The organism is Kitasatospora sp. NPDC048662 (assembly GCF_055587065.1).
This window is the reverse complement of the sequence record NZ_JBVJHA010000003.1, coordinates 579,886-593,182: the sequence shown is the minus strand read 5'-3', so window position 1 is coordinate 593,182 and position 13,297 is coordinate 579,886. Positions and strand designations below refer to the sequence as shown.

The 13,297-nt window shown below is 72.5% G+C and carries 14 protein-coding genes and 1 pseudogene; 12 read left to right on the top strand and 3 right to left on the bottom strand.

All coding sequences use genetic code 11. The features are described 5' to 3' along the window. Positions 1-437 precede the first annotated feature (437 nt). The 4 genes and pseudogenes from ACZ6R9_RS13275 to ACZ6R9_RS13260 all read left to right on the top strand — a co-directional run. Positions 438-1,589 (top strand): annotated as a pseudogene (locus ACZ6R9_RS13275) (glycosyltransferase family 4 protein); the annotation flags it as partial. A gap of 422 nt (positions 1,590-2,011) precedes the next feature. Beyond that, a complete protein-coding gene (locus ACZ6R9_RS13270; RefSeq protein ID WP_465538225.1) occupies positions 2,012-3,181 on the top strand; it encodes a glycosyltransferase in 1,170 nt (389 codons plus the stop codon). Positions 3,182-3,516: 335 nt separating this feature from the next. Further along, positions 3,517-4,386 carry an SGNH/GDSL hydrolase family protein gene (locus tag ACZ6R9_RS13265; RefSeq protein ID WP_465538224.1) on the top strand — a complete coding sequence of 290 codons (870 nt, stop codon included), beginning with the start codon at positions 3,517-3,519 and terminating at the stop codon, positions 4,384-4,386. 338 nt (positions 4,387-4,724) lie between these two features. Continuing rightward, positions 4,725-5,501 carry a VOC family protein gene (locus ACZ6R9_RS13260; RefSeq protein ID WP_465538223.1) on the top strand — a complete coding sequence of 259 codons (777 nt, stop codon included), beginning with the start codon at positions 4,725-4,727 and terminating at the stop codon, positions 5,499-5,501. A 263-nt stretch (positions 5,502-5,764) separates the two neighbouring features. Here the strand turns inward: ACZ6R9_RS13260 and ACZ6R9_RS13255 are convergent, their stop codons facing one another. Then, positions 5,765-6,082, bottom strand: coding sequence for a DUF6191 domain-containing protein (locus tag ACZ6R9_RS13255; protein WP_465538222.1), 318 nt, complete (start codon positions 6,080-6,082; stop codon positions 5,765-5,767). 321 nt (positions 6,083-6,403) lie between these two features. Between ACZ6R9_RS13255 and ACZ6R9_RS13250 the strand changes: the two genes are divergently transcribed. The 4 genes from ACZ6R9_RS13250 to ACZ6R9_RS13235 all read left to right on the top strand — a co-directional run bounded on the left by ACZ6R9_RS13250 (position 6,404) and on the right by ACZ6R9_RS13235 (position 9,785). After that, a complete protein-coding gene (locus ACZ6R9_RS13250; protein ID WP_465538221.1) occupies positions 6,404-7,273 on the top strand; it encodes an NAD(P)-dependent oxidoreductase in 870 nt (289 codons plus the stop codon). Positions 7,274-7,429: 156 nt separating this feature from the next. Beyond that, entirely contained in the window at positions 7,430-8,506 is a 1,077-nt protein-coding gene (locus tag ACZ6R9_RS13245; protein WP_465538220.1) for an SPFH domain-containing protein, read from the top strand. Continuing rightward, positions 8,503-9,402, top strand: a complete 900-nt coding sequence (locus tag ACZ6R9_RS13240; protein ID WP_380485700.1) for an NAD(+)/NADH kinase — start codon at positions 8,503-8,505, stop codon at positions 9,400-9,402. The genes ACZ6R9_RS13245 and ACZ6R9_RS13240 overlap by 4 nt, the downstream gene beginning before the upstream one ends. Positions 9,403-9,554: 152 nt before the next feature. Then, positions 9,555-9,785, top strand: coding sequence for a DUF6296 family protein (locus tag ACZ6R9_RS13235; protein WP_380485702.1), 231 nt, complete (start codon positions 9,555-9,557; stop codon positions 9,783-9,785). A gap of 176 nt (positions 9,786-9,961) precedes the next feature. Here the strand turns inward: ACZ6R9_RS13235 and ACZ6R9_RS13230 are convergent, their stop codons facing one another. Continuing rightward, a complete protein-coding gene (locus ACZ6R9_RS13230; protein ID WP_465538219.1) occupies positions 9,962-10,945 on the bottom strand; it encodes an aldo/keto reductase in 984 nt (327 codons plus the stop codon). Positions 10,946-11,061: 116 nt separating this feature from the next. On the opposite strand from ACZ6R9_RS13230, the gene ACZ6R9_RS13225 reads away from it, so the two are divergent. The 4 genes from ACZ6R9_RS13225 to ACZ6R9_RS13210 all read left to right on the top strand — a co-directional run bounded on the left by ACZ6R9_RS13225 (position 11,062) and on the right by ACZ6R9_RS13210 (position 12,566). Continuing rightward, the gene (locus tag ACZ6R9_RS13225; protein ID WP_465538218.1) at positions 11,062-11,226 is read left to right on the top strand and encodes a hypothetical protein; all 165 of its coding nucleotides are present in this window, start codon (positions 11,062-11,064) and stop codon (positions 11,224-11,226) included. A gap of 62 nt (positions 11,227-11,288) precedes the next feature. After that, positions 11,289-11,570 (top strand): hypothetical protein, encoded by a 282-nt coding sequence (locus ACZ6R9_RS13220; RefSeq protein ID WP_465538217.1) that lies wholly within the window; start codon positions 11,289-11,291, stop codon positions 11,568-11,570. Continuing rightward, positions 11,567-11,959 (top strand): HEAT repeat domain-containing protein, encoded by a 393-nt coding sequence (locus tag ACZ6R9_RS13215; RefSeq protein WP_465538216.1) that lies wholly within the window; start codon positions 11,567-11,569, stop codon positions 11,957-11,959. The genes ACZ6R9_RS13220 and ACZ6R9_RS13215 overlap by 4 nt, the downstream gene beginning before the upstream one ends. A gap of 400 nt (positions 11,960-12,359) precedes the next feature. Then, complete coding sequence (locus tag ACZ6R9_RS13210) at positions 12,360-12,566, top strand: hypothetical protein (RefSeq protein WP_465538215.1); 207 nt, start codon at positions 12,360-12,362, stop codon at positions 12,564-12,566. Positions 12,567-12,647: 81 nt separating this feature from the next. On the opposite strand, the gene ACZ6R9_RS13205 is transcribed toward ACZ6R9_RS13210, so the two are convergent. Further along, entirely contained in the window at positions 12,648-13,223 is a 576-nt protein-coding gene (locus ACZ6R9_RS13205) for a TerD family protein (RefSeq protein WP_380485707.1), read from the bottom strand. Between the last annotated feature and the right edge of the window lie 74 nt (positions 13,224-13,297).

Genomic DNA, 13,297 nt, shown 5'->3' with positions numbered 1-13,297 from the left:
CGCACTACCTGGACTCCTTGACCTTCCCGGCCTTGGCGGCCAGGTCCATGGGGCGGAGCGCATGGGGGTTCCTCCTGTGCGGGCGGGGGACGGTGAACGGTGCGTCGCCGGGCCGGACCGGATGAGGGGGGTGGGGTCGGGGTGCGCCAAGTCGCTTGCGGGGCCGTGTGGTTGAGCGGTGCGGGGCCGATCCGGCGAGTTGAGCGGTACACATCGGAGCAGCAACCCGGCATGGCGTCAAGCGTTCGTTCAAGCCGCGTTCCGCGCAGCTTCGCGCACACTGCGCAGGCCGTTTGCGCGAACCGCGCCGAGGGCGACCACCGAAGCCTCGGGGGTGCGGTCGGTGCCGCCCGGGTGTGCGGAAATGGCGGCAGACGTTCGTCTGCACGAAAGATCCCTTTGTCCGGGCGCATGCCCTGCTTGGCCACAACGTTGGCATGCGAGTCGCCATCGTCACCGAGTCCTTCCCGCCCGAGGTCAACGGCGTGGCCCACAGCGTGCTGCGGGCCGCCGAGCACCTCGTCCGGCGAGGTCACCAGCCACTGGTGATCACGCCCGCGCCGGCCCGCGGCGCGCACTGCCCTCCGCAGTCCTTCGGCCCGGACCGGGAACCGCTGCCGGTGGTGCGCATTCCGTCCGTTCCGCTGCCCCGCTACCCGCAGGTGCGCATCGCGCTGCCCAGTCGCCGCCTGGCCACCGCGCTGACCGCTCACCAGCCGGACGTGGTGCACCTCGCCAGTCCGTTCGTGCTCGGTGCGCGGGCCGCCCGGATCACCGAGCGCCTCGGCCTGCCGACAGTGGCCGTCTACCAGACCGACCTGGCGGGGTACGCGCAGGCGTACCGGATGGGTCGCGCTCTGGGCGCGGCGCTCGCCTGGGCGCGGATCCGCTCCGTGCACCGCTCCGCCGCGCGCAACCTCGCCCCGTCCACCCCGGCTGCCCAGGACCTGACCGCGCACGGCGTGCGCAACGTTCGGATCTGGGCGCGCGGCGTCGACTCCGTACGTTTTCACCCCGACCACCGGGACGAGGCCCTGCACCGCTCGCTGGCCCCCGGCGGCGAGGTGCTGGTCGGCTACGTCGGGCGGCTCGCTCCGGAGAAGCGGGTCGATCTGCTCGCCGAGGCCTCCCGGCTGCCCGGGGTGCGGGTCGTGGTGATCGGCGACGGGCCGAGCGCCCCCGCGCTGAAGGCCGCGATGCCCGGCGCGGTCTTCCTCGGCCGCCGCACGGGCGCCGAACTCGCCCGCTGCTTCGCCACCCTGGACGTGTTCGTGCACACCGGTCCGCTGGAGACCTTCTGCCAGACCATCCAGGAGGCGATGGCCAGCGGTATCCCTGTGGTCGCGCCGGCCGTCGGCGGCCCGCTCGACCTGGTCGGCCACCACCGCACCGGCCTGCTGGTCGCCCCACACGACGCCGCAGCCGTCGCCCGCGCCGTCGCCACCCTCGCCGCCGCACCGGACACCCGCGCCCGCTACGGCGCCGCCGGCCGCACCGACGTCACCGACCGCACCTGGGAGGCCGTCGGCGACCAGCTCATCCAGCACTACGAGGACGTCCTCACCGAACACCGCACCCGCCCGGCAGCCACACCTCCCGGCACCAACCGGAAACCGCTTACCCGCACCGCCGGACCCGCCGCCACACCGAGCCCCGCACCAGCCACCGCGCCGGGCGACGGGCCGACCAACCTGCCGACCGCTCCCCCACCGGGACCAACGCCCCACCGCCCCGCCACCGCACACACCCCGCCGATCCCGAACGAGACCCACACCAACCGGAAACCGCTTTCCTGCACCCCCGCCGACACCATCACCAACACCCCCGCCAACACCAACGCCATCGCCGTCGCCGTCGCACCGGCCACCGTCCCCCCGGCATCGACGCCCCGCCACCCCGACCCCCAGTCGCCCCCATCCGCTCCCGCCGAGCCGCAGTGCGACCCCGGCCCCGGCCCCGGCCGCGATCTCGCCGCACGCCCGGCCGGCGGGCTGGTCGAGGAGCAGCCGGCATGAGCGGAGGGCTGCACCTCGTCCGGGTGGCGAACTTCGTCACGCCGGTGTCCGGCGGCCTGCGGACCGCGCTCCGCCACCTCGGCGCGGGCTACCTCGCAGCGGGTCACCAGCCGGTGCTGGTCGTCCCGGGCCCGCGCCGCCGTGACGAGTGGACCGAGCAGGGCCGGGTGATCACGCTGCCCGGGCCTCGGGTGCCGGGCAGCGGCGGCTACCGGGTACTCCGGGACCGACGTCAAGTGGCATCCGTTCTGGAGGAGTTGGCTCCGGACCGGCTTGAAGTGTCGGACCGCACCACGCTGCGCTGGACGGGCGCCTGGGCCAAGGCGCACGGGGTGCGGTCGATGATGGTCTCGCACGAGAGCGCCACGGGCGTCCTCGGCACCTGGGGCCTGCCCCGGCACACGGCCCGCAGCCTCGCCGACCGACTCAACTCCCGTACCGCACAGTCCTATGACACCGTGCTGTGCACGACCGCCTGGGCGGCCGAGGAGTTCGAGCGGATCGGCGCGACCAACGTCGCCCAGGCGCCACTGGGTGTCGATCTGACGACCATGCACCCCGCCCGCCACGACCCGGCGTTGCGGGCGCGGCTGGCCGAGCCGCACCAAGTGCTGCTGGTGATGTGCTCACGGCTGTCGGGCGAGAAGCGGCCGGAGCGGGCGCTTCAGGCACTGGCGGAGCTGCGCCGCCACCACCGCGTCCCGGCGGTACTGGCCGTCGCCGGAACTGGCCCGCTGCGCCGGCGCCTGGAGCGGCAGGCCACCGAGCTGCGGCTGCCTGTGACGTTCCTCGGTCACCTCGCCGAACGCGCCGACGTGGCAGCCCTGTTGGCGACCGCGGACGCCGTGATCGCACCGGGCCCGGTGGAGACCTTCGGCCTGGCCGCACTCGAAACGCTGGCCTGCGGCACCCCGGTCGCGGTGAGCCGCTCCTCCGCGCTGCCCCGGGTGGTCGGCCGAGCGGGCCTAGCCGCCGCCGACAGCGGCCGCGGATTCGCCGACGCGGTACGGGAGTTGCTGGACCGCCCCGAGGCCGAACGGCGGGCCGCCGCGCGCGCCCGGGCCGAACGGTTCAGCTGGGAAGCCGCCGTCACCGCCTTCCTCGCCGCCCATCACGCACCCCACCCGTCCCCCTCCGCAGCCGTCGTCCACCACCTCGCGCCGTAGCGAGCGGTCCCCAACTACCCCCTCTCCCACCGCATTCCACACGCACCCCACCCCTCCCCCTCCGCACCCGCCCTCCACCACCTCGCGCCGTAGCGAGCTGACCCCAACCCACTCGCCCACCGCATTCGGCACGCACCCAACCCCTCCGCACCCGCCCTCCATCACCTCGCGCCGTAGCGAGCTGACCTCAACCCACTCGCCCACCGCATTCGGCACCCACCCCACCCCTCCCCCTCCACACCCGCCGCCCACCACCCCACCCCGCAGCGAGCAAACCCCAACCACCCACTCCCCCACCGCATTCCACACGCACCCAACCCCACCGGAGGGACGTGATGACGGTACGGTTCGCCGCTCTCGGCGACTCCCTCACCGAGGGCGTCGGCGACCCCGCCCCCGGCGGCTGGCGAGGCTGGGCGGCGCTGCTCGCGCCGAGCCTCTCGCCGGACCCCGTGGACTTCCACAACCTCGCCACCAGCGGCGCACTCAGCCGCGACCTGCTGGTCTACCAGCTACCCGCCGCCCTTGCCCTGCGCCCGCAGTACGCGGCGGTGGTCGTGGGCGGCAACGACACCCTGCGCACCTCCTTCAACTTAGACCTGACGGCACGTCAACTCAGCGCAGCTCTCTCCTCGTTGAAGGCTTCCGGTACCGTCCCTCTCACCGCCTGCCTGCCCGACCCCGGTCGGCTGCTCCGGCTGCCCGCACCGCTCGCCCGGCCGCTGGCGCGCCGGATGCGCGGCGTCAACGCGGTGGTCCACGTGCTGTCCGCGCATCACCACGCGGTGCACCTGCACCTCGCGGACCTGCCCTGGACGGACCGGCGCAGCCTGCTGAGTGTGGACCGGCTCCACCCCAGCGCCGCCGGGCACCAGTTGATCGCACACGGCTTCCACGCCCTGCTCGCCGAATGCGGCCACCCGGTGGGCCCGCCACCCGCCGAACTGCCCGCCCCCACACCCGTCCCCGGCGCGGACCTGTGGTGGATGGCCACCCAGGGCACCCGTTGGCTGGCGGCCCGCTCCACCGACCTGCTCCCGGGCCTGCTCGCCCTCGCCGCAATCGAGGCCCGCCACCTGCTACGCGGCTCGTCCCGCGACCTCGACCGCGCGGCGGACCGGTCCACCGCCGCCATCATCGCCCGCCTCACCGCCCCCGGCCCCCAGTCGGCCCCGCCCACGGCGAAGGCCTCAACCACCGGATAGCGCAACGCACTTGCCGAAGCGCCACCACTCGACTTCGGCGTGCACCTCCGACGGGCAGCACGCTCCACCGCCCTGTGGGCCGATGGACCCGCGCCCCGCACGACACGCGGTTCACCCAAGGCCGTCGAGCTCACCACACCTGCAGCCGAGGTCACCGATCCCGTTCCGGGCCGCGCACGTCTCGCCCCCGCCTCGACCCAGGAACGTTCGACGGCGGCAAACAGTCGAATCCCCTCCCTGGAACGGGTTAAGTGCTGTCATTCGGCCCCGGCACAGTGTCCGTGTCCTGGTTACGGTGCAGTGCTCAATCCAGCAACCCGCACCGCTCGGAGGCACGCATGGTCACCCGGAACACCCCATGGTCTGCTGGAACGCCCTGTTGGGTCGATCTGTCCGTTGACGACATCGACAAGGCCGTCGCGTTCTACGGCGGCCTCCTCGGCTGGGAGTTTCAGCGCGGCGGCCCGGAGATGGGCGGCTACAGCCTGGCTTTGAAGAACGGCGCGCACGTCGCCGGCATCGGTCCGAAGATGATGCCCGACATGCCCACGGCCTGGACCACGTACGTGGCCACCGACGATCTCGACGCCACCGTCGCGAAGATCACCGCGGCGGGAGGGACAATCCTGTCGCCCGCGATGGACGTGATGACCCTCGGCAGGATGGCGATCGCGACGGACCCGGCCGGCGCCGTGTTCGGCCTGTGGCAGTCCGGCGACCACACCGGCTTCGGCGTCGCCAACGAGGACAGCACGGTCACCTGGAACGAGAACATGAGCCGCGACTACGAGGCCAACCGCAAGTTCTACGGCGAGGTGTTCGGCTACAGGTACGACGAGGTACCCAACGACACGATGAAGTACGCCACCCTCAACCTGCGGCACGGCACGGTCGGTGGCATCGGCGAACTGCCGGCCAACCTGCCACCCGAAATCAAGGCGCACTGGATGCTGTTCTTCGCCGTACCGAACATCGAATCGGCCATGGCCAAGCTCCCCGGCCTGGGCGGTCGCATCACCCAACCCCTGCTCGACACACCGTACGGCCGCATGGCCGTGGCAACCGACGACCAGGGCGCGGCGTTCACCCTCGTCCAGCCCCCGCCGACGGCCTGACCCGCGCCCTGCCGATCACCCCTGACCGGGCGGCCTACCGATGGCTCACACCATCCTCCGCCTCGGCGGCGCAACATCGACGAATCCGGCTGGCCTGCCACCAGTAGCTCGCCGCCCGGTCAGGTGGTGATCCGCTCCTCGTAGGACCCGCCCGCCCGCAGCCGTCCACCGGAACACGCATCGGACCCCGTACCCGTTCATGCGCTGCTCCCTCTCGCCGTGCGACGGAAGCATTCTCCCTGCGGAAATCGGACGAGCCGCCGTCAGGAGGATTTCGGCAGCCGGATCACCGCCGAGCCCCGGGAAAGGTCGATCCGGCTCCGATTCGGCGGGGCACCGTCCTCGTCCTCGTCGCGGAGCATCAGCGCGGACTGCCGTTCCTTCAGCTCGTTCTGCTTGCCCGCCGAGAACTGGGCGTGCAGTTGCTCGAAGCCGGTCGCCGAGATCTGCCCCTGCCGGTTGCCGGGCCGCCAGGGCAGGAGTCCGGCGCGCCCGGCCCGCAGCAGTACCTGATCGACCACCGCGAGTGCGGTGAGAAGCAGCACCAGACCCGGCAGCGTCATGAAGACGATGAACCCCATCCACCCAGTATCACCACCCGACGGCCCACCGAACAGGCCTCGTGCCTCTCCCCCGAACACCGTCGCAACGACCACTGCACGACCGCCACGACGACCCCGCGACGACCGCCGCGACGACCGCCGCACGACCGCCACGACGACCCCGCAACGACCGCCGCGACGACCCCGCACCGACCATCGCGACCTGACCCGCGCCGTCCTCGCACCGAGGCCACCAGGCCCACCGCGCCGCCGCGCCGCACCGGCCGAGTCGCGGACTCGCGTCGTAGCATCGCCCTCGGAGCACCGTGCCCCGTTGGCATCCCGCTGGAGGCAGTGAGCATGGACGTCGGTTTCGTCGGTCTGGGTGCGATGGGGCGGGCGATGGCTCGCCGGCTGTTGGACGCGGGGCACTCGGTGCGGGTGTGGAACCGGTCACCTGAGCCGGTGGCGGAGTTGGTCGCGGACGGGGCCTCGGCGGCGGGTACGCTCGCGGAGGCGTTCGGCGCGGAGGTGGCGATCTCCATGCTGGCGGACGACCGGGTGGTTGAACGCCTGGTGCTGAACGACGAGTTGCTGTCCGTCGCGCGGGCCTCCGTGCACGTCAACATGGCCACCGTCTCGCCGGGGTTGGCGCGCCGGGCCGCTGAGTTGCATGCGCAGCACGGCCTTGGCTACATCGCGGCACCGGTGCTGGGCCGGGCGGAGGCTGCGGCAGCCGGGAACCTGAACATCCTGGCGTCGGGGCCCGCGGCCGAACTCGACTGGGTGGCACCGCTGTTCGATGCGATGGGTCGGCGCACCTGGCATCTCGGCGAGGACCCGGCGGCGGCGAATGTGGCGAAGGTCAGCGCCAACTTCCTTCTGGTGTCGGCGATCGAGGCGTTCTCGGAGGCTGCCGCACTCGCCGAGGCGAACGGTCTCGCGCCGTCCGCGCTGCTCGACGTCATCACCAACTCCCTTTTCCCGGGGCCCGTTTACGCCGGTTATGGCGCGATGATCACCGAGCAGTCCTTCGATCCGGCCGGGTTCCGTCTCGCGCTCGGACTTAAGGACGTCAACCTCGCCCTGGACACCGCCGCCGGCGCCAACGTGCCCCTCCCCCTCGCCTCTCTGCTGCGTGACTCGCTGCTGCAGGCCATCGCCCACGGTCATGGCGAACGCGACCTCGCCGCGATCTCCACCACGTCCCGCACCCGGGCCGCGCTCTGACGCCACCAGCCGCAAGCCCCACGGGGTCGACAGAATCGATCAACGGCCGCCCGCAGCGCACCGTTACGTGCACAGTCCCTCTTTTCGTCGTATTGACGACAACCGGTAGCCCGGATTATCGTCATAGGGACGAAAAGAGAGGACGCCGCGACTCCCATGGCCGACATCACCCGCCGCTTCGGCTTCCGCCACCTGCGCTCCGCGCCGACCAGCCACGTCCGCCACCTGCGGGGCGGGCAGCTCGCCCACGAAGGCACCGGCCTCGCCTTCTGGTTCCGGCCGCTCACCGCCGCCATATCCGAAGTACCGGTGGACGACCGCGAGTTGGCGATGATGTTCCACGCCCGCACGGCCGACTTCCAGGATCTCGCGGTGCAGGCCACCGTCACCTACCGAATCAGCGATCCGACGGTCGCCGCCACCCGCCTGGACTTCGGCATCGACCCCGACACCGGCGCGTGGCGCGCCGAACCGCTCGCCCAGCTCGCCACCCTGCTCACCGAGACCGCCCAGCAGCACGCCCTCCAGCTGATCGCCCGAACTCCATTGGCGGACACGCTGGTTGACGGCGTGACCGCGGTCCGCGAACGGATCGCCGAGGGCCTGGGCGCCGAGCCCCGGCTGGGCGAGATCGGGCTGACAGTGCTCGCGGTGCGGGTCACCGCCGTCCGGCCCGAGGCCGAACTGGAGCGGGCGCTGCGCACCCCGGCCCGGGAGCAGGTCCAGCAGGAGGCGGACCGGGCGACCTACGAGCGTCGCGCGGTCGCGGTCGAACGGGAACGCGCCATCGCCGAGAACGAACTCGCCAGCCAGATCGAACTGGCCCGCCGCGAAGAGGAGTTGGTGGCGCAGCAGGGCGCGAACGCGCGTCGCGAGGCGGAGCAGAAGGCGGCCGCGGACGCGGTGCGCACCGACTCCGAGGCCGCCCGGCGCACCCGCCTGGCGGTGGCGGAGGCCGAGGCGGCCGGCATTCTGGCCGCTCAACAGGCCGAGGCGGCAAGGTCATTGGGCGAGGCGAAGGCCGCTGCAGAGGCGGCGTGGCTGACGGCGCACCAGCAGGTCGGGCCGGAGATCCTGCAGGCGCTGGCGCTGATCCGGCTGGCCGAACACCTGCCGCGGATCGACAGCGTCACCCTCACCCCGGACGTGCTGACCGGCCTGCTCACCCGGCTCTCCGCCCCGGCAGCCATCCCCGCCACCGAGGCCGACAGCACGGATCGGCCGGTCCGGTGAGTCTCGCCCCGCGCGTGGTGCTGGTCCACCGGCGCACCGAGTACGAGGAGTTGGTCGCCCACCACGGGACGCACGGGCAGGCGGAGTTCTTCCTCACCGGCCGTGGACGTTCGCTCGCCGAGGCGGAGCAGCGGCACGACCTGGCCCGGGGCGCGCTGGCCGAGGTGTCGGCGGCGGTGCCGCTGGACTGGCGGCAGACCCGGGTGGAGCGGTCGGACCTGGACCGGTTCCTGTTCGGACCCGAGGACCTGGTGGTGGTGGTCGGCCAGGACGGACTGGTCGCCAATACCGCCAAGTATCTGTCGGGGCAGCCGGTGATCGGCATCGACGCGGAGCCGGGCCGCAACCCGGGCGTCCTGGTACGGCACCGCCCGGGGCAGGCCGGGGCGCTGCTGCGGGCGGCCGTCGGGCCGGGCGTGGAGCGCAGGTTGGAGCTGCGCACCATGGTGGAGGCGGTGGCGGACGACACCCAGCGCCTGCTGGCGCTGAACGAGATCTATCTCGGACAGCCCGGCCACCAGACCGCCCGCTACCGGCTGGCCGCGCCCGGTGGGGACGCGGAGTCACAGGCGTCCTCGGGCGTGCTGGTCGGCACCGGCACGGGCGCGACCGGGTGGTGCCGCTCGGCGTGGCTGGAGCGGTCCAGTCGGCTGGCGCTGCCCGCACCGACGGTGGCGCAGCTGTCCTGGTTCGTCCGGGAGGCGTGGCCGTCCCCGGTCACCGGCACCTCCCGCGTCGAGGGGCTGCTGACCGCGGAGCAGCAGCTGACCCTCACCGTCGAGTCCGAGCGGCTGGTGGCCTTCGGCGACGGCATCGAGTCCGACGCCCTGCACCTCACCTGGGGCCAGAGCGTCCGCATCGGCCCGGCCGCGCAGCGCCTCCACCTGCTCGCCTGAGCCCACCCGCCACCTCGCGCCGTCCGACCGCGCCACCGGGGGACGTCGCAGCAGGCCGGAGGGCTGGCCGAAGGGCCGCACCCGCCGTCCGGGAGCGACCGGCGCGAGGGCCCTGCCTAGGATGGATGGAACGACGGGAAGGAGGTCCGGCCATGGCTCGACGATTCGCTCTCACCTTCCCCGGCGAGACCGGAGGCCACGCCGAACAGGACGTGGTGGTGGTCGAGGCGACCGGCACCCGAGGGCCCGGCGGGCACCCGGTGTACGCGGACCCGTCCGGCATCGTGCAGGCCGAGATCAGCGACGCCGGCGAGGTCCGGATGATGGCCAGCGGCGGCCATCAGGCTCCCCGAACGCCGATGCACGCCGAGCCGTTGCCCTGAACCCGGGCTCGTCCATCTGCAACGGGAAAGCGCTTACCGAATACACCCGGTAAACGCTTTCCCGTTGCCTTCCGACGTCCTGCGCCCCTTCCCGCCCCTTCCCGCCCCTTCCCGCCGCTTCCCGGCGTCCTCCGCCGGTCAACAGCCCCGCACCGCCGCCGCGATCGGAAGCCGGATCACCAGCGCGAGTGCACCTGCGCCCGCAGACGGCGGTCGTACAGGTCCTGGACGGCGTCCAGCGTCTGCGGCGACAGCGGCGGCAGAGCCGCCGTCTCGGCGTTCGCCCGGGCCTGCGCGGGGTTGCGGGCGCCGGGGATGACGGTGGTGACGCCGGGCTGCTGGACGATCCAGCGCAGCGCGGTCTGCGCGGAGGTGGCGCCGGGCGGGGCGAGGCGGGCGAACTCGTCGGCGGCCTCCACGCCGGTCGCGAAGTCGACGCCGGAGAAGGTCTCGCCCTGGTCGAACGCGGAGCCGTCCCGGTTGTAGGTGCGGTGGTCGTCCCTACCGAACAGGGTGTCCTTGGTGTACTTGCCGGACAGCAGGCCCGACGCCAGCGGGACGCGGGCGATGATGCCGACGCCAGCCTTCTCGGCGGCGGGCAGCACCTCGTCCAGCGGCTTCAGCCGGAACGGGTTGAGGATGATCTGCACGCTGGCGACGCCGGGTCGGGCGATCGCGGTCAGCGCCTCCGCGCAGGTCTCCACGCTGACGCCGTACGCGGCGGTGCGGCCCTCCTCGACCAGGGTGTCGAGTGCGTCGAACACCTCGTCGCTGGAGTACACCGCCGTCGGCGGGCAGTGCAGCTGCACCAGGTCGAGCCGGTCCACGCCCAGGTTGCGGCGCGAACGGTCGGTCCACTCACGGAAGTTGGCGAGGGTGTAGTTCTCCGGCAGCTGCGGCATCCGGCGGCCGAGCTTGGTGGCGACCATCAGGCCGTCGCCCTGGCGGGACTTCAGGAAGCGGCCGATCAACTGCTCGCTGCGACCGTCCCCGTAAACATCGGCGGTGTCGAAGAACGTCACCCCGGCGTCGGCGGCGGCGTCCAGCACGGCCAGCGCGTCGTCCTCCAGCACCACGCCCCAGTCGGCGCCCAGCTGCCACGTCCCCAGACCCACCACTGACACCGGACGCCCGGTCCGGCCAAGTACACGCTGTTCCATGCGCCGAGCCTGTCACACTGCCCGACGCCACCCAACCCCCGACACCCTGCGCACCGCAGCTCCACCGCACGGCGGACCCGGGGCCGGTATCAGCGGCGCATGCGAGCGTGCCGATCATGCAAGAACCCGATGACCTGCGGGCAGGCCTGAACGACATCGACTGGTCCGCGCTGGGGCACGCCTACGGAAGTGCCGAGGACGTGCCCGCCGATCTCCGGGCCGTGTGCGCGCCGGACGAGGCAGCCAGAGAGCGCGGGAGCCGGTACTCGGGCTCCGCGTAGGCGGTGCCGTTCCTCGCGCGGATCGCCGTCGCCGGCCCACCCGGCGCCGGGCCGCCACGCTGATGCTGCTGACCCGCCTGGCCATCGACCGGCATGACACGTACGGCCTCCCGCTCGGCATCGACACCACCGCCCGGCGCGCCGCGACCATCAGCCCCGAGGAGAGCCTGCGTTGGTACGACGAGGAAATCGCCGCCGAGACCGACGAGAGCTGGCTGCGGCTCCTGCGCGCGGGCCGGGCGTACTGCGCGGCCGGGACACCCCACCGACAGCCGCGAAGGCGCGCTGCGTTCCTACGACGCCGTCCGCGCCCAACTCCCCTGCCTGCTGACCCTGTTCGATGAACCGGACCCGAAGTTCCGCACCCCGACCGCCTACCGCCTCGGCTAGTACCCCCGAGGAGGCCGGTACCGCCCTGCCCGCGCTGCTGGAATGCCTCGACGACGAACAGGACCCGGTCACCGCCGCCACCCTGCTCATCGCGGTAGGGTTCCTCGCCGACCACGACCCGGCCGGCCGGCTCCTCGGCCGCCTCGACGACGAGAACCCGCTGTTGCGGTGGACGGCCGCCACCGCGCTCGCCCGCCTGCTGATCGTGCGCTCCGGCGTGGCGCCCGGCCTCCCGCCCGTGGAGCGCGTCGTCGCCGAGCTCGCCGATTTCCGCACCCAGCCCCTGCCCGAACCCATCACCGCCCACCACGGGGGGCGACCTGCACAGCTACACCGCCCGTAGCCTGCAAGGGCCTGCCTTCAAACCGCCGTCTGCCCCACGACGCGCCCCCAGCCTTCGGGCAGGAGGGGGCCCACGACGCACCGGGCGAAAGGCCAAGTACACACCAAGTACGAGGCCTTCCACCCGGCACGCCGAGAGCACACACCAGACGCCGCGGGGGCCCCGGCGCGCGTTCGAAGACAGGCCCTATGCCTGATGGGCATCGCCGAGGAGCCGGACGCAGTCCTCGGCAAGATGGCCCGCAGCCTGCACCGTCTCGAGTGCACCGGAGTCGTACCCCGCCCCCTCGCGGTCTGTGCCGGGCAGCTCTTGGAGACCGTGTTCGAACCCGGCGGCGCCACCGCGCGGTTCGCCAACTTCTCCCCCCGGCCGCCACGAACTCCTGCGCACTCGCGCCGAGTTGCTGACCACCCACGACTACCTGGAGCTGCCGTTCGGCTCGGGCCTGCACGATTCGTTCAACGCGCTCGGCCTTCCCGGCACCCGCGCCACCGCCCTGCGCGCCTACGTCGGCCTGTCCACCGAAGGCGAGGATCCGAACGGCCCCGCTCCCGACTCCTGGGCCCGCTCCGCACCGGTTGAGGGCTTCAGCAGAGGGAAACGCTGACAGGGCCGGATCCTGGAATCCGGCCTTGCCCTCAGTCGAGCGGGTCATCCGATCATCGGAACGAGTGACCTGTGAGAAGTGTCAGACGTTGACGCCGTAGTCCAGCGCGATGCCCCGCAGGCCGGAGGCGTAACCCTGGCCGATGGCACGGAACTTCCACTCGACGCCGTAACGGTAGAGCTCGCCGAAGACCATCGCGGTCTCGGTGGACGCGTCCTCGCTCAGGTCGTAGCGCGCGACCTCGCTGCCGTCTGCCTGGTTGACGACCCGGATGAAAGCGTTGCGGACCTGGCCGAAGCTCTGGCGGCGCTGCTCCGCATCGTAGATCGACACCGGGAAAACGACCTTCGCGACCTGCGGCGGAACGGCCGCCAGATCAACCTGGATCTGCTCGTCGTCGCCGTCGCCGCCACCGGTCAGGTTGTCGCCACTGTGCTCGACCGAACCCTCAGGGCTGCGAAGGTTGTTGTAGAAGACGAAGTGCTGGTCGCTGAGGACCCGCCCGGCCTCGCTGCACAGCAGCGCGCTGGCGTCGAGGTCGAAGTCCGCGCCCGTGGTGGCCCGGACGTCCCAACCGAGGCCGACGATGACGGAGGTGAGCCCCGGGGCCTCCTTCGTCAGCGAGACGTTTCCGCCCTTGGCGAGCGAGACTCCCATGTTGCCCTCCTGTGGTATCCCCGTACCGGGCCCGGCAGTTCGGCCCGGCGGCCGGCACCCGGCCGCGTGACGCG